This is a genomic window from Rathayibacter sp. VKM Ac-2835 (assembly GCF_013266705.1).
Classification (GTDB): domain Bacteria; phylum Actinomycetota; class Actinomycetes; order Actinomycetales; family Microbacteriaceae; genus Rathayibacter.
Window position 1 is genome coordinate 289,743 of sequence record NZ_JABSNQ010000003.1, and the last position, 15,487, is coordinate 305,229.

Consider the following 15,487-nt stretch of genomic DNA (forward strand, 5'->3'; position numbering starts at 1 on the left):
CCATGACACGTGCCCACCCCACCCCCTCCGCGTTCTCGCGGGTCCCCCTGCGCCGCTCCCTCGCCGGAGCCGCGCTGCTGGCCGTCACGGCCGGCTCGCTGGTCGTCCTCGCGCCGGCCGCGGCGCCGACCGCCTCGGCAGCGGCGATCGCCGCCGACTGGACGAGCGAGAACACCGCGTTCGTCCAGCGCGACGGCAGCGCCCTGACCCTCGACGGCGAGCGGTTCCGCGCGAGCGGCACCAACATCTACTGGCTCGGCCTCGACGAGAACGTCGGCGGCGTCGACTACCCCACCTACTTCCGGATCAAGGACGCCCTCGACACCGCGGCGCAGATGGGCGTCACCGTCGTCCGCTCGCACATGATGACCTCGACCGGCCAGAACGACGAGGACCCGCTGGCCCTGATGCCGCGCCTCGGCGAGTACAACGAGGAGGCGTTCCGCACCATCGACTTCGCCGTCGCCTACGCGGGCACCCTCGGCATCCGCCTGGTTCTGCCCCTCACCGACGAGTGGGCGTACTACCACGGCGGTCACCGCGACTTCACGACCCCGCTCGGGCTGGAGTCGGACGACTTCTACACCGACCCGGCCGCGATCGCCGCGTATCAGGATTACGTCGACGTGATCCTCGGCCACACCAACACGATCACCGGGACGCGCTTCGTCGACGACCCGACGATCATGGCCTGGGAGCTGGGCAACGAGCTCGAGGGGATGACCCGCGACTGGATCGACGCGCAGGTCGCCTACATCAAGGAGCGGGCGCCCGAGCAGCTCGTCGCCGCCGGCCGCCGCTTCGACATCGACCCGGACACCCTCGCAGCGCCTGATCTCGACATCGTCGACGTGCACTACTACCCGCCGACCGCCGAGCGGGTCTCGGCCGACGCCGCGACCGTCGCCGGCGCGGACAAGGTCTACATCGCCGGCGAGTACGCCTCGACGGCCGCGAGCGAGGACCTGCTGGGCGCGGCCGCGGCCGACCCGAACGTCTCGGGCACCTTCTTCTGGTCGCTCTTCGGCAACAACGATCGCGGCGGCTTCGTGCCGCACGACGACGGCTTCACCCTGCACTACCCGGGCGAGACCCCGCGCGAGCAGGAGAGCGTCGACGCGATCGAGCAGTACGGCACGGCGACGGGCAGCACGCCCGGCGAGCTCGAGCTCGGCGCCCCGCTGATCACCGCGATCGAGCAGGACTACGGGATCAACGAGGTCTCCTGGCGCGGCACCGCGGGCGCCGTCGGCTACCTGGTGCAGCGCTCGACCGGCGGCGACTGGAGCGACGTGACCGACGGAGCCGTCTCGGCCTCGGCCTCGCCCGTCACCGACTACGACTCCCCGGCCGGCGCGCGCTACCGCGTCGTGCCGGTGGGCGACGACGACCGCCGCGGCCCCGCCTCCGACGCGGTCGCCGCCTCCGCCGGCGGTGCCGTGCTGGTCGACCCGCTGCAGAGCTGGCTGCTGACCGCCGGCCACGAGAACGCGGAGATCGCGCCGACCCCCGCCGGTGGCGTCGTCACCGCGACCGGCGACGCGAGCGTCACCTGGCAGCGGGACGGGATCGGCGCGGCGGAGTTCGTCGTCTCGGACCCGTCCGCGGTCACCGTGGCGACGAGCAGCGACGGCGCGACCTGGACCGACGCCGCCACGACGACCACCGAGCGCGACGGCGCGAGCGTCGTCGCCGCGACCGGCCTCTCCGGCGACCGGGTGCGCGTCAGCTGGAGCACCGGCGTGCTGCAGCGGGCGACGATCACGAGCGCCGCCGCACAGGTCGCGCTCGTCGATCCGCTGGACGACTTCTCCCGGACGGCGGCCCACACCGGCAGCCTCTCCTTCGACACCGGCAACCCGGCGCTCTTCGGCGGCGACGCCTCCCGCGTCAAGCGCGACAGCGCCGACCCGGCGAGCCTCGAGTACGCCTTCGACGACATCAGCGGCGCCGACATCACCGCCTGGTACTGGCCCGACCAGCCGGTCGTGCCGCTCACGGTCGAGGGATCGGCGGACGGCACCACCTGGACGCCGCTCGCCGTCGAGACGCGCGGCGGCACCGGGAACTGGCGCGAGTACACCTACGCCGTCCGCGACCTAACCGGGGTGAACCGGCTCCGGATCTCCTGGCCGCAGGGCGCGGGCGAGGTGTGGACGCCGCAGATCGGATCGGTGAGCCTCTCCTCCCCGAACGCCGCGCCGTTCGGTCTGCCCGCGGCCCCCGCGCTCGGGGCGCCCACCGACGGCACGGCGGACGTCACCGCCACCCCGACCTTCTCGTGGGAGCCGGCCACGGACGCCGCCTACTACCGCTTCGTCCTCTCCAGCTCGAGCGATCTCGCGGATCCGCTGGTCTCGACGACCGGGCTCTCGGCCACGAGCTACCGGCCCCCGGTCGAGCTCGACCCGGAGACGACGTACTACTGGCAGGTCTCCGCGGTGAACGGGCTCGGCGCCACGGCGTCGGCGACGCGGACCTTCAGCACGGCGGCGCTGCCGACCGAGCCGGTCGTGGTCGAGGACTTCGACGGCTACGCCGACGACGCCGCGCTGCAGGCCGCGTACGTCCGGAACACCGGTGGCGGATCCATCACGCCGACGCTGGTGCCGAGCCCCGTGAACGACACGAGCGCCGCCCGCTTCGACTACGACACCGGCACGGCCGGTTACGCCGGCACCGTGCGGACCTTCGACGCCGCGCAGAACTGGTGGGGCTACTCCGGACTGTCGCTCACGGTCGACGCCGACCGGGCGGTGCCGCTCGCGGTGCAGTTCGTCGCGAACGGCGCGTACTGGGAGGCGACGGTCACCCCGTCCGCCGACGGCGTGCAGCGGATCGAGATCCCGTTCGAGGACTTCGCGCCGCCCGCCTGGGCGCCGCAGGCCGACCTCGACCTCACCTCGGTCACGCAGTACGCGCTGTACGTGAACGGCTCGGGCGCGGGCTCGCTGGTGCTCGACGACGTGGAGACCGTCGTGGCGGAGGCGACCACGCCGACGCCGACGCCCACTCCGACCGCTCCGCCCACCGCGACGCCGACGCCGACCGCGACGCCGACCGCGACGCCGACGCCGACCGCGACGCCGACGGCCACGCCGACCGCGACTCCCACGGCCACCCCCACCACCCCGCCCACCGCGACCCCGTCGCCCACGCCGACCCCCGCGCCCTCCGTCCCCTCGTGGCTGGAGTCGCTGGTCAAGAAGTACCTGCCGAGCCTCTGGCAGTGGTGGCTCGGCCGCCACTAGCCGCGAGCCGCAGCACCCCCCGCACCCTCCATCCGTTCCCTTCACCACTCACCACCTCCCGTCGCCGAAGGCGGCGACGGCCCACCGAGGAGAGACCCTGTGCACCGACCCACCACCCGCCGCCCGGCGCCCGCCCGCCGCAGCACGCTGATCGGCCTCGCCGCCGTCGCCGCCTCGGCCTCGCTCGTCCTGTCCGGCTGCTCCGCCGGCGCGAGCAACGACTCCGGCGAGCCCGCCGGCGAGATCACCGTGCTGACCAACCGCACCGACCTCGTCGACACCACGTTCGCCGACTACGCCTCGACCTTCGAGAAGCAGTACCCCGGCACCACCGTGAAGTTCGAGGCGCTCACCGACTACGAGGGCGACACCAAGATCCGCCTGAACTCGAAGGACTACGGCGACGTGCTGCTGATCCCGAGCTCGAACGTCACCAAGGACGACTACGCGAACTACTTCGAGCCGCTCGGCTCGACCGACGAGCTCTCCGAGAAGTACCGCTTCACCAACGAGGGCTCGTTCGACGGCACCGCCTACGGCATCTCGACCTTCGGCTCCGCGATGGGCTACGTCTTCAACCGCGACGTCTGGAGCGCGGCCGGTGTCACCGACCCGCCGCAGACGGAGGAGGAGTACCTGGCCGACCTCGAGGCGATCAAGGCGACGGGCGTCACTCCCTATTACACGAACTACAAGGACGGCTGGCCGCTCGCGACCATCGAGGGCAACCTCGGCACGGTGCAGGGCGAGGACGTCCGCACCGAGATGATCGCCGACGACGCGCCCTGGACCGAGGGCAACGACCAGTACAACATCGACGGTCTGCTCTACGACACGGTCGCCGCCGGCCTCAGCGAGGACGACCCGACCACCACCAACTGGGAGGAGTCGAAGGACCTCCTCGCCCAGGGCGAGATCGGCTCGATGGTCCTCGGCTCCTGGGCCGTCTCGCAGATGCAGGATGCCGCCGAGAAGGCCGGCAAGCCCCGCGACACCATCGGCTTCTGGCCGATGCCGTGGGCGCAGGACGGCGCGTTCACCTCGGTGACCGCCTCGGACAAGTTCCTCGCGATCAACAAGAACTCCGACAACAAGGCGACCGCCCGGGCCTGGATCGACTGGTTCACCGAGGACTCCGGCTTCGCCGCCAGCCAGGGCGCGATCAGCCCGGTGATCTCGGACCCGGCGCCCGACACCCTCGCCGACTTCGACGCGCTCGGCGTGACCTACCTGGAGCTCGCTCCGGATCCGGTCGGCAAGGAGGCCGTCATCAACGACATCGCCAACGAGGCCGAGATCGACCTCTTCGGCAACTCCTACCGCCAGAAGCTGATCGACGCGGCCCGCGGCGCCGGTGACGGCGACAAGCAGTCGCTCTTCGACGACCTCAACTCGCGCTGGGCCGCGGCCCGCGCGGACGTCGCGGAGTAGCAGCCCCGCCTTCCGCTCCGGGGGCGACCCGCCACCCCGCGGGTCGCCCCTCCCCTCCCCCTCACGACCGCATTCCCCGGGATGCCGAAAGGATCGACATGGCGATCACCGACGCTCCGCCCCTCGAGGTCGGAGCGAGCAAGCGGGCCGGCGGCGGCCGTCGCGGCGACAGGCCCTCCGGCCGCCGCCAGCGGCTGACCGGGCGTCGCAGCACGCCCTGGCTGTTCCTCGCCGTGCCGCTGGCGTTCCTCGTCGTCCTGACCTACATCCCGGTCGCGAACATGTTCTGGTACAGCGTCACCGACTGGGACGGCCTCGACCAGGACAAGACGTTCGTCGGCCTGGAGAACTACGTCGAGATCTTCACCCGGCCCGAGATCTTCCAGGTCTTCTTCGTCAGCCTCTTCTACCTGGCCGGCGCCGTCGCGCAGCTCGGGCTCGCGCTGTTCTTCGCGACGCTGCTGAGCTTCCAGACCCGGTTCCGCAACTTCTTCAAGGGCGTCATCTTCTTCCCGTACCTGATCAACGGCGTCGCGATCGGGCTGATGTTCCTCTACTTCTTCCGGCCCGACGGCACCCTCGACGCGGTGCTCGGCGCCTTCGGCGTGCAGGACACCCCGCAGTGGCTCGGCGACCCGTCCGTCGTCAACGTCTCGCTCGCGGCGACCTCGGTCTGGCGCTACATGGGGCTGAACTTCGTGCTGTTCCTCGGCGCGATCCAGTCGGTGCCGGAGGAGCAGTACGAGGCCGCGGACATCGACGGCGCGACGTCCTTCGACAAGTTCCGCTACATCATCGTGCCCAGCATCCGCCGGATCCTCGGGCTGTCCTTCATCCTCGCCATCGCGGGCGCCCTGTCGGCGTTCGAGATGCCGTACATCATGACCGGCGGCGCCAACGGGTCGGAGACCTTCGTGATCCAGACCGTCGACACCGCGTTCCGCTACTCGAAGGTCGGCCTCGCCTCGGCGATGGCCGTCGTCCTGCTCGCGATCGTGCTGATCATCACCGCGGTGCAGCGCCGCGTGTTCCCCGACGAGAAGGCGGGCCAGGAATGACCACCACGCAGCCCCGCACGGAGGCCGTCACCGGCCTGCCCGTGACCCCTGCCCCGCGCGGCTCCCGGCGGCCCCGGCGCGGCTCGATGCTCGGTGCGATCGGCAAGTACACCTCGCTGATCGTCGCCTGCCTGTTCGCGCTGGTGCCGATCGTCACGATCTTCATGCTCGCCTTCAAGACGTCGACGGAGTACCGCAGCACCGGTCCGCTCGTCCCGCCGAGCAACTGGTTCAACTTCGAGAACTTCGCGATCGCCTTCAGCCAGGGCGGGATGGTGACCGGGTTCCTCAACACCGGCATCATCCTGCTGGTGTCGGTGGCGGGCACGATCCTGATCGGCACCATGGCCGCCTACGCGATCGACCGCTTCCGCTTCCGCGGGCGCCGACTCGTGACGGGGCTGTTCCTGCTGGCGACCCTCGTGCCGTCGGTGACGACCCAGGTGGCGACCTTTCAGGTGATCAACGCCCTCGACCTCTTCAACACCCGCTGGTCGGCGATCCTGCTCTTCACCGGCACCGACATCGTCGCGATCTACATCTTCCTGCAGTTCATGCAGTCGATCCCGGTCTCGCTCGACGAGGCGGCGATGCTCGACGGCGCCAGCCGCTTCACCGTCTACTGGCGGATCGTTCTGCCGCTGCTGAAGCCGGCGATCGCCACGGTCGTGATCATCAAGGGGATCGCGGTCTACAACGAGTTCTACATCCCCTTCCTCTACATGCCCTCGCAGGATCTCGGGGTCATCTCGACCTCGCTCTTCCGCTTCATGGGCCCCTTCGGAGCACAGTGGGAGGTCATCGCCGCCGGCACGATCCTCGTCATCGTCCCGACGCTCGTCGCCTTCCTCTTCCTCCAGCGCTTCATCTACAACGGACTGACCTCAGGAGCCACCAAGTGACCCACACCAGCACCGAGCGCCTCTCGGCCACCCTCCGCCCCCTGCACGACGGCTGGAGCGTGCGCGCGCTCCGCGGCCCGATCCCCGCGGAGATCGCGGGCGCGACGGTCCCGGCGACCGTCCCCGGACTCGTGCACACCGACCTCCTCGCCGCCGGCCTGATCCCGGACCCGTATCTCGACCAGAACGAGAAGAAGGTCACCTGGATCGGCGAGACCGACTGGGAGTACGCGTCCGTCTTCGCCTGGTCGCCCGACGGGCACGACCGGCACGAGCTGGTCTTCGAGGGCCTGGACACGGTGGCGACGATCACGCTGAACGGGAGCGTCGTCGCGAGCACCCGCAACCAGCACCGCAGCTACCGCTTCGCCGTCGACGGGCTGCTGGTGGAGGGCGACAACGCGCTCGTCGTCCGCTTCGCCTCGCCGATCGCGGAGGCCGACCGGGCCAGCCTCGAGATCGGCTACCGCCCGCACACCTACTCGCACCCCTTCAACGCGCTGCGGAAGGCCGCCTGCAACTTCGGCTGGGACTGGGGGCTCGACGCGGCCTCGGTCGGGATGTGGAAGCCGGTCACGCTGCACGCCTGGAGCGAGGCTCGGCTGGCCGCCGTCCGGCCCGTCGTGACGGTCGACGGCACGACCGGCCGCGTCGCCGTGCACGTGGACCTCGAGCGGACGACGGAGGACGAGGTGGAGCTGACGGCGAGCGTCGACGGCGTGACCGCTTCCGTCACCGTGCCGGCCGGGGAGCGCTCGGCGGTACTCGAGCTCTCCGTGGCGGACGCGGCGCTGTGGTGGCCGCGCGGCTTCGGCGAGCAGCCGCTGTCGCTGCTCGACGTCGAGGCGCGCGTCGGCGGCGCGGTCGTCGACGGCCGGACGCTGCGGATCGGCTTCCGCACGATCGAGGTGCAGCTGGACCGCGACGAGGAGGGCACCTCGTTCCGCTTCGTCGTCAACGGCGAGCCGGTGTGGATCCGCGGCGCCAACTGGATCCCCGACGACGCCTTCATCACCCGCGTCGACCGCGCGCGCCTCGCCCGCCGGATGGACCAGGCCGAGTTCGCGAACATGAACCTGCTGCGGATCTGGGGCGGCGGCTACTTCGAGTCGGACGACTTCTACGAGCTCTGCGACGAGCGCGGGATCCTCGTCTGGCAGGACTTCCTCTTCGCCTGCGCCTCCTACGCCGAGGAGGAGCCGCTCTGGAGCGAGGTCGAGGCGGAGGTGCGCGACAACGTGACGCGGATCATGCCGCACCCGAGCCTCGCGCTCTGGAACGGCAACAACGAGAACATCTGGGGCTACGAGGAGTGGGGCTGGGAGAAGCGCCTGCAGGGCCGCACCTGGGGCCTGGGCTACTACCTCGACCTGCTGCCGCGCCTGGTCGCCGAGCTCGACCCCGAGCGCTCGTACACGCCGGGCAGCCCCTGGTCGGGCGACACCGCGATCTTCGCGAACGACGTCGACCACGGCTCCGTGCACCTGTGGGAGCTGTGGAACCGGGTCGACTACCCCGCCTACCGCGACGTGCACGCCCGGTTCGTCGCCGAGTTCGGCTGGCAGGGCCCGGCCTCGTGGTCGACGATCCAGCGCTCGATCTCGGACTCGCCGCTGACCCCCGAGTCGCCCGGCATGATCCACCACCAGAAGGCGACCGACGGCAACGACAAGCTGACCGACGGACTCGTCGCGCACCTCCCGCTGCCCGACGACACGGAGGACTGGCACTGGGCGATGTCGCTCAACCAGGCGCTCGCCGTCACGCTGGCGATCGAGCACCAGCGCTCCGAGAGCCCGCGCTGCATGGGCTCGGTGGTCTGGCAGCTGAACGACTGCTGGCCCGTCACCTCCTGGGCCGCGGTCGACGGCGACGGGACGGCGAAGCCGCTGCTCTACGCGCTCAAGCACGTCTACGCGGATCGGCTGCTCACGGTGCAGCCGCGCGGCGACGGGCTCGCGGTGGTCGCGGTGAACGACAGTGCCGACGCGTGGGCGGGCGAGGTCGTCGTGCGCCGGCTGCGCTTCGACGGCACGGTGCTCGCGGAGGAGCGGCAGGGGGTGTCGCTCGAGGCGCGGTCCGTCTCCACCGTCCCGATCGGGGTGGGTGCCGCCGACGATGTCGCGGGTGAGCTGCTCGTCGCCGAGCTCGCGGGGGAGCGCGCGTTCTGGTTCTTCGCCGAGTACCGGGAGTCGGCGCTCGAGGCGGCGCGGCTGACCACCTCGGTGCGCGCCGTCGACGGAGGGTCGGAGGTGACGGTCACCGCGGAGAACCTCGTGCGCGACCTGACGCTGCTCGTCGACAAGGTCGACCCGGCCGCGGTCGTCGACGACCAGCTGGTCACGCTGCTGCCGGGGGAGTCGGTGACGTTCCGGGTGAGCGGAGCCGGGCTCGATCCTGCGGCGCTCGTCTCGCCGAGCGTCCTGCGCACCGCCAACCAGCTCGTCGCCGACTGGGGCTGACGACCCGCCCGCGGCGGTGATCGACGGAGCCGACCGGGACCGGCGCACGCCTCCCGGTCGGCTCCTCCGCGCCGCCACGACCCTCGTCGCTCACGACCCTCGTCGCCCACACCCTTCCGGAGGAAGAGATGACCCCGCAGCTCGCGCTCGCCGTCGACGTCGGCGGCACCAAGATCGAGGCGGCGCTCGTGCGCGCCGACGGAGTGCTCGTGCCGGGCTCGCGCAGCCGGAGGCCGACCGGGCCGGCGCTGACCCCGGCGGAGTTCGGCGCGGCCGTGGAGGGGTGCGTCGTGGAGGCGCTCGCCGCTGCAGGTTCGGACTCGGTCATCGGCGCGGGCATCGGCTCCGCCGGCCCGCTCGACCTCGCCGAGGGGCGCATCCGGCCGAAGAACCTGCCGCTGCTGCACGGGTTCGCCCTGCGCGGGGCGGTCGAGCGGCTGCTGCCCGGTCGGCCGGTCGCCCTGCGGCTCGACGGCACCTGCATCGCGCTGGCCGAGCACTGGGTCGGCGCCAACCGGGGCGCCGGCTCGTCGGTGAGCCTCGTGGTGTCGACGGGGGTCGGCGGCGGGATCGTGCTCGACGGCCGCGCGGTCGCGGGGCGCTCCGGGAACGCCGGGCACATCGGGCAGATCCACGTCGGCGACGCGGACCCGGAGGAGGGGAGCGACGGGACGCTCGAGAGCATCGCCTCCGGGCCGAGCAGTGTCGCCTGGGCGCGGCGCCGCGGCTTCGCGGGGACGACCGGCGAGGACCTGGCGCGGGCGGCCGCTGCGGGCGATCCGGTGGCGCTCGCCGCGGTGGCGCGCTCGGCGGCGGCCGTCGGCACGGCGATCGCCGACGTGGCGACGCTGCTCGACGTGCGGGACTTCGCGGTCGGCGGCGGCTTCTCGGCGGTGACGGCGTCCTACCTCGACCTGGTGTGCGAGGCGGCCCGCGAGCGCGCGGTCTTCGACTACGCCCGCGGCCTGTCGATCCGCGCCTCCGGCCTCGGCGGCGGCGGCCCGCTGATCGGCGCGGCGGCCCTGGTGCACCTGCCGGCGGGACACGTCGGCCCCCTTCATGCTGATCGAGTAGCCGGCTCCGCCGGCGTCTCGAGATCCACCCGCATGCACTCCCGGCCCGGCTCCCGGTGACCGCCGCACCCGCGATCGACGCCGAGCACCCGCTCCGCTCGGCCCTCCGCCCCTCGCGCGGCCGCCTGGTCGTCGCCGCGCTCGCGTTCGCGGTCAAGGACAGCCCGCTCTGGATCCTCCCGCTCGTCACCGCGGCCGTGGTCGACGCCCTCGTCGCCGGCGATCCGCCCGAGGCGCTCCTCGCCCCCGCCGCCGCGGGCGCCGCCACCATCGCGATCAACATCGCCGCGAACGGCGTCTTCGTCCGCCTGTTCTCCTCCTCCGTGCGCTCGATGGGCGCCCGGCTGCGCGAGGCGCTGGCGGTGCGCCTGCAGCTGCTGTCCTTCGGCTACCACTCCCGCGGCAGCGCGTCGGTGGTGCAGACCAAGATCGTGCGCGACGTCGAGAACCTGGAGCTGATGCTGCAGCAGGCGTTCGGCCCGCTGCTCAACGCCCTGGTGATCCTCGTCGGCGCCGGCGTGGCGACCGCGGTGCGGGTGCCGCAGTTCCTGCCCGTGCTGGCGCTGACCCTGCCGCTCGCCGCCGGGCTCATCCTCTGGCTGCGCTCGCGCACCGCCGCGAGCAACGAGACCTTCCGCCTCGACGTCGAGACCATGTCCTCGGCCGTCGGCGAGATGTCCTCGCTCCAGGAGGTCACCCGCGCGCACGGACTCGAGCAGGTCTCGGTGCGGCGGGTGGTCGAGGCCGCGCACCGCGTCGAGCGCGCGGGCACCCGGCTCGACCGGCTGAACGGGCGCTTCGGCGCGCTGTCCTGGAGCAGCTACCAGGCGATCACCCTGGGCTCGCTCTTCGCGGCGGCGTGGGCGAGTGCGACCGGCGCCCTCCCGATCACGGTCGGCGAGGTGGTGCTGCTCAGCTCGTACTTCGCGCTGCTGACCGGGGCGATCACCAGCGCGTTCCAGACGGCGCCGCTGATCACCCGCGGCCTCGCCTCGCAGCGCTCGATCGCCGGCGTGCTCACCGACCCGGACGTGGAGTGGAACGAGGGCCGCGCCGCCGTCGACGCGCTGGAGGGGAGCGTCGAGTTCGAGGCGGTCTCCTTCTCCTACGGCGAGCGGCCGGTGCTCTCGGACGTGAGCCTGCGCGTCGCCGCGGGTGAGACGGTGGCGTTCGTCGGCGCGTCCGGCTCGGGGAAGTCGACGCTGACCCGGCTCGCCCTCGGCTTCCTCCGCCCCTCGGCGGGCCGGGTCCTGGTCGACGGCCGCGACATCGTGACCCTCGACATGCGCACGGTGCGGCGCTTCGTCTCGGTGGTGCCGCAGGAGTCGGTGCTGTTCCGCGGGAGCATCCGCGACAACATCCTCTACGGCGCCGAGGAGCCGGACGACGTCCGGCTCGAGGCGGCGCTGCGCGCGGCGAACGCGGGCTTCGTCCTCGAGCTGCCCGACGGCTGGGACACGACGGTCGGCGAGCGGGGCGCCCAGCTGTCCGGGGGCCAGCGCCAGCGGCTCGCGATCGCCCGCGCGCTGATCCGCGACCCGCGGTTGCTGATCCTCGACGAGGCGACCGCCGCCCTCGACCCGCGCGCCGAGGCCGAGGTGCGCGGCGCCCTGGAGCGGCTGCGCGCCGGCCGGACGACGCTGATCGTCGCGCACCGCCTCAGCACCGTCCGCTCCGCCGACCGCATCGTCGTCCTCGACGCCGGCCGCGTCCTCGAGCAGGGCACCCACGAGGAGCTGCTGGCCGCCGGCGGCCGCTACGCCCGCATGACCGCGGCGACCTGACCGCTCGCGCCCCGGACGCGATCGATCCGTCACGAACGGCTGCCCGGGAGGGCGGGAGGCAGCCGTTCGTGACGGATCGGCGGGCGCCGCAGGGGTCCCGCGGGGTCAGGGGAGCGTGAGCTCGCCCTGGTTGAGGACGCGGGGGTGGAAGTAGGCGCTCTGGATGGCGGCGTTCGTGTTGCTGCCGCGCAGCTGCTCCGACCAGATCATGAAGTACGACCAGCGGGTCTGGCTCTGCAGCAGCGCCGCGTCCGGCACCTTCCCCATCTCGGCGATCGCGATCGGCTTGGAGCCGGCGATCGACTGCAGCTGCTGGTAGTCCCCGGAGCTCGGGAAACCCTTGTACCAGACGTCCAGCGACACGACGTCGACGTAGTCCGCGCCCGGGTAGTAGCCCGCCCAGCCGCCCGCGGGGTTGTCCTGCACGTTCCACACCCAGATCAGGTTGGTCAGGCCCTGGGAGTCGAAGTAGTCGCGCATCTGCTGGTAGATCTTCGCGCCGCCGTTCGCGCCGGAGCGGCCGCCCCACCAGTTCCAGGTCTCGTTCATCTCGTGGAACGGCCGGAACAGCACGGGGACGCCCGCGTCCTTCAGCTGCCGGAGGTACGGCACGACCTCGGCCATGCGCTGCCGCCAGGTGGTGTTGAGCGCGGTGCCGCCCGTGACGATCTGCTGGAACTGCGCGTCGCTGATGCTGCTCTTCACGCCGCCGTCGAACGCGCAGGTGCTCGGCCCGGTCGGCGGGCAGGCGTGCCAGGCGAGGGTGACGAGCGAGCCGTTGGCCCACTCCGTCTTCGCCTGGTCGACGACGCGCTGGCGGTTCGCGGCGTCGGCGGCGGTGAAGAACAGATCGCCGCCCCAGAGGCCCGGGTACTGCCCCGTGATGTCCTTCACCTGCTGCGTGTACTGGGCGGGGGAGCTCGCGGGCTCCTTGTTGTGCTGGCCCGAGACGATGCTCGTCCCGGTGATCGACTGCAGGTACTGCAGGACGGCGGCCTTCGACGTCGCCGGGAACGCCTGCGCCGCGTCGGGCGACGGCGTGACCAGCGGAGCGAGCAGCGCGGCCCCGAGGGTGGCGGCCAGGAGGGTGCGGCGCAGCGGGCTGCGGCGGACGCGGGATGCGCGGGTGGTGACTCCTCGTCGAGTCATGGTGGTCCTCTCCGCGGACCCTCGTCGGTGAGCGCCCGCACGGTCACCCTGAGCCCTCCGCGCGGCCTCGTCAACCCTTCCATCGATTATTGATGATATGCGCGCGATCCACTGCGCAGGAGTTGTCGTAGTCGGCGTTCGAGTACGACGACATTCGGACAGGGGACGCCGGCAGCGGGCCCGCACGCTCGCCAACGCCCCGCCGACGGGCCGCGCGCAGCCGCCGCTCGGTACTGTGGAACGGTTCCCTGCACCACCCGCCCCCGCCCGAAGGAGCCCCCATGCCCACCACTGTGAGCGGCGTCATCGCCCGGTCGAAGGGGGCTCCCGTCGAGCTCGTCGACATCGTCGTCCCCGATCCCGGACCCGGCGAGGCCGTCGTCGACATCGAGACCTGCGGTGTCTGCCACACCGACTACCACTACCGCGAGGGCGGGATCAGCGACGACTTCCCGTTCCTGCTCGGCCACGAGGCCGCGGGGCGGGTCAGCGCGATCGGCGAGGGCGTCACCCACGTCGCGGTCGGCGACTTCGTCGTGCTCAACTGGCGGGCCGTCTGCGGCGAGTGCCGTGCCTGCGTCCGCGCCGAGCCCTGGTACTGCTTCAACACCTTCAACGCGACGCAGAAGATGACCCTCACGGACGGCACCGAGCTCAGCCCGGCGCTGGGCATCGGCGCCTTCGCGGAGAAGACGCTCGTGCACGCCAAGCAGTGCACGAAGGTCGACCCGGCCGCCGACCCCGCCGCCGTCGGCCTGCTCGGCTGCGGCATCATGGCGGGCCTCGGTGCCGCGATGAACACCGGCAACGTCACCCGCGGCGACTCCGTGGCCGTCATCGGCTGCGGCGGAGTCGGCACCGCCGCCGTCGTCGGCGCGAAGCTGGCCGGCGCGAGCACGATCATCGCGATCGACCGCGACCCCAAGAAGCTCATCAAGGCCGAGGAGCTCGGCGCCACCCACGCGATCGACTCCAGCGGACTCGACGAGGCCGGCGTGGTCGCCGCCGTGCAGGCGCTGACAGACGGCTTCGGCGCGGACGTCGTGATCGACGCGGTCGGCCGCCCCGAGACCTGGCGCCAGGCGTTCTACGCCCGCGACCTCGCCGGCATCGTCGTGCTCGTCGGCGTGCCGACGCCCGAGATGACCCTCGAGATCCCGCTGCTGGACGTCTTCGGCCGCGGTGGCTCGCTGAAGTCGAGCTGGTACGGCGACTGCCTGCCCGAGCGCGACTTCCCGATGCTCACCGACCTGTATCTGCAGGGCCGGCTGCCGCTCGACGAGTTCGTGACCGAGCGGATCGGCATCCGCGACATCGAGCAGGCCTTCACCACGATGGCCGGCGGCGACGTGCTCCGCTCGGTGGTGGTGCTCTGATGGCCGCCCGGATCGACCAGCTCGTCACCAGCGGCACCTTCGCCCTCGACGGCGGCACCTGGGACGTGGACAACAACGTCTGGATCGTCGGCGACGACAGCGAGTGCGTCGTCATCGACGCGGCGCACGACGCGGAGGCGATCCTCGCGGCCGTCGGCGACCGGACGCTTCGCGCGGTGCTGCTCACGCACGCGCACACCGACCACATCGACGCGGTCGCCGCGCTGCTGGAGTCCGTCGACGTGCCGGTGCTGCTGCACGAGGGCGACCGCGTGCTCTGGGACGCGTTCTACCCCGACTCCGCGCCGAGCGGCGTGCTCGAGGACGGCCAGGTGATCAGCATCGGCGGCACCGACCTCGAGGTGCGGCACACGCCGGGGCACACGCCGGGCGCCGTCTGCTTCGTGGCGGCCGAGCTGGGCACGGTCTTCACCGGTGACACGCTCTTCCAGGGCGGGCCGGGCGCGACCGGCCGCTCCTACAGCTCCTTCCCGACGATCATCGACTCGATCACGGACCGGCTGCTGACGCTGCCGGACGACACGGTCGTCCGCACCGGCCACGGCCCGACGACCACCATCGGTGCGGAGAAGCCCGACCGCGAGGCCTGGATCGCGCGCGGTCACTGACCGGCGCTCGCGTGTTCATGCTGATCGAGCAGCCGGCGTCGCGGGCCCCCGCATCCTGATCGAGTAGCCAGCGGAGCGGGCGTATCGAGATCCACCCTTCGAACGGCGTGGGTCTCGATACGCCGCGTTCCGCGGCTACTCGACCAGCATGTGCTTCCGCGTTCCGCGGCGCGCCCGGCGGCGCAGCACGGCGCCGAGCGCGGCGAAGGCGGCGGCCATGACGAGGCCGCCGATCAGGAACGGGGTGCTGCCGCTCACCGCGCCCCAGGCGGCGAGGGCCGCCCACAGCGCGGCGAGGACGAAGGCGGTCGGGGGAGTCGTCGTCGTCCTCATCCGTCGATCCAACCCCCTCCGTCCCGGATCCGCGACGTC

General features: G+C 72.2%; 11 protein-coding genes. 9 read left to right on the forward strand and 2 right to left on the reverse strand.

Going from position 1 to position 15,487, the window contains the following annotated elements; all coding sequences use genetic code 11:
* Positions 1-2: 2 nt before the first annotated feature.
* The 7 genes from HRK28_RS15145 (at position 3) to HRK28_RS15175 (ending at position 11,961) form a co-directional block, all read left to right on the forward strand.
* Positions 3-3,251 (forward strand): carbohydrate binding domain-containing protein, encoded by a 3,249-nt coding sequence (locus tag HRK28_RS15145; RefSeq protein ID WP_173252195.1) that lies wholly within the window; start codon positions 3-5, stop codon positions 3,249-3,251.
* 99 nt (positions 3,252-3,350) lie between these two features.
* Positions 3,351-4,682 carry an ABC transporter substrate-binding protein gene (locus tag HRK28_RS15150; protein ID WP_367948440.1) on the forward strand — a complete coding sequence of 444 codons (1,332 nt, stop codon included), beginning with the start codon at positions 3,351-3,353 and terminating at the stop codon, positions 4,680-4,682.
* Positions 4,683-4,780: 98 nt separating this feature from the next.
* Positions 4,781-5,740 carry a carbohydrate ABC transporter permease gene (locus HRK28_RS15155; RefSeq protein WP_173252196.1) on the forward strand — a complete coding sequence of 320 codons (960 nt, stop codon included), beginning with the start codon at positions 4,781-4,783 and terminating at the stop codon, positions 5,738-5,740.
* A gap of 86 nt (positions 5,741-5,826) precedes the next feature.
* Positions 5,827-6,642 (forward strand): carbohydrate ABC transporter permease, encoded by an 816-nt coding sequence (locus HRK28_RS15160; RefSeq protein ID WP_217274846.1) that lies wholly within the window; start codon positions 5,827-5,829, stop codon positions 6,640-6,642.
* Positions 6,639-9,104 carry a glycoside hydrolase family 2 protein gene (locus tag HRK28_RS15165; protein ID WP_173252198.1) on the forward strand — a complete coding sequence of 822 codons (2,466 nt, stop codon included), beginning with the start codon at positions 6,639-6,641 and terminating at the stop codon, positions 9,102-9,104. The genes HRK28_RS15160 and HRK28_RS15165 overlap by 4 nt, the downstream gene beginning before the upstream one ends.
* A gap of 128 nt (positions 9,105-9,232) precedes the next feature.
* The gene (locus HRK28_RS15170) at positions 9,233-10,237 is read left to right on the forward strand and encodes an ROK family protein (RefSeq protein ID WP_173252199.1); all 1,005 of its coding nucleotides are present in this window, start codon (positions 9,233-9,235) and stop codon (positions 10,235-10,237) included.
* Positions 10,234-11,961 carry an ABC transporter ATP-binding protein gene (locus HRK28_RS15175; protein ID WP_173252200.1) on the forward strand — a complete coding sequence of 576 codons (1,728 nt, stop codon included), beginning with the start codon at positions 10,234-10,236 and terminating at the stop codon, positions 11,959-11,961. The genes HRK28_RS15170 and HRK28_RS15175 overlap by 4 nt, the downstream gene beginning before the upstream one ends.
* Positions 11,962-12,066: 105 nt before the next feature.
* On the opposite strand, the gene HRK28_RS15180 is transcribed toward HRK28_RS15175, so the two are convergent.
* Positions 12,067-13,110 (reverse strand): glycoside hydrolase family 26 protein, encoded by a 1,044-nt coding sequence (locus HRK28_RS15180; RefSeq protein ID WP_173252201.1) that lies wholly within the window; start codon positions 13,108-13,110, stop codon positions 12,067-12,069.
* A 281-nt stretch (positions 13,111-13,391) separates the two neighbouring features.
* Between HRK28_RS15180 and HRK28_RS15185 the strand changes: the two genes are divergently transcribed.
* Positions 13,392-14,486 carry an S-(hydroxymethyl)mycothiol dehydrogenase gene (locus HRK28_RS15185; RefSeq protein WP_173252202.1) on the forward strand — a complete coding sequence of 365 codons (1,095 nt, stop codon included), beginning with the start codon at positions 13,392-13,394 and terminating at the stop codon, positions 14,484-14,486.
* On the forward strand, positions 14,486-15,115 hold the full coding sequence (locus HRK28_RS15190) for an MBL fold metallo-hydrolase (protein WP_173252203.1): 630 nt from the start codon (positions 14,486-14,488) through the stop codon (positions 15,113-15,115). Before HRK28_RS15185 ends, HRK28_RS15190 begins: the two co-directional genes overlap by 1 nt.
* Before the next feature lie 135 nt (positions 15,116-15,250).
* Here the strand turns inward: HRK28_RS15190 and HRK28_RS15195 are convergent, their stop codons facing one another.
* On the reverse strand, positions 15,251-15,448 hold the full coding sequence (locus HRK28_RS15195; protein ID WP_173252204.1) for a hypothetical protein: 198 nt from the start codon (positions 15,446-15,448) through the stop codon (positions 15,251-15,253).
* Between the last annotated feature and the right edge of the window lie 39 nt (positions 15,449-15,487).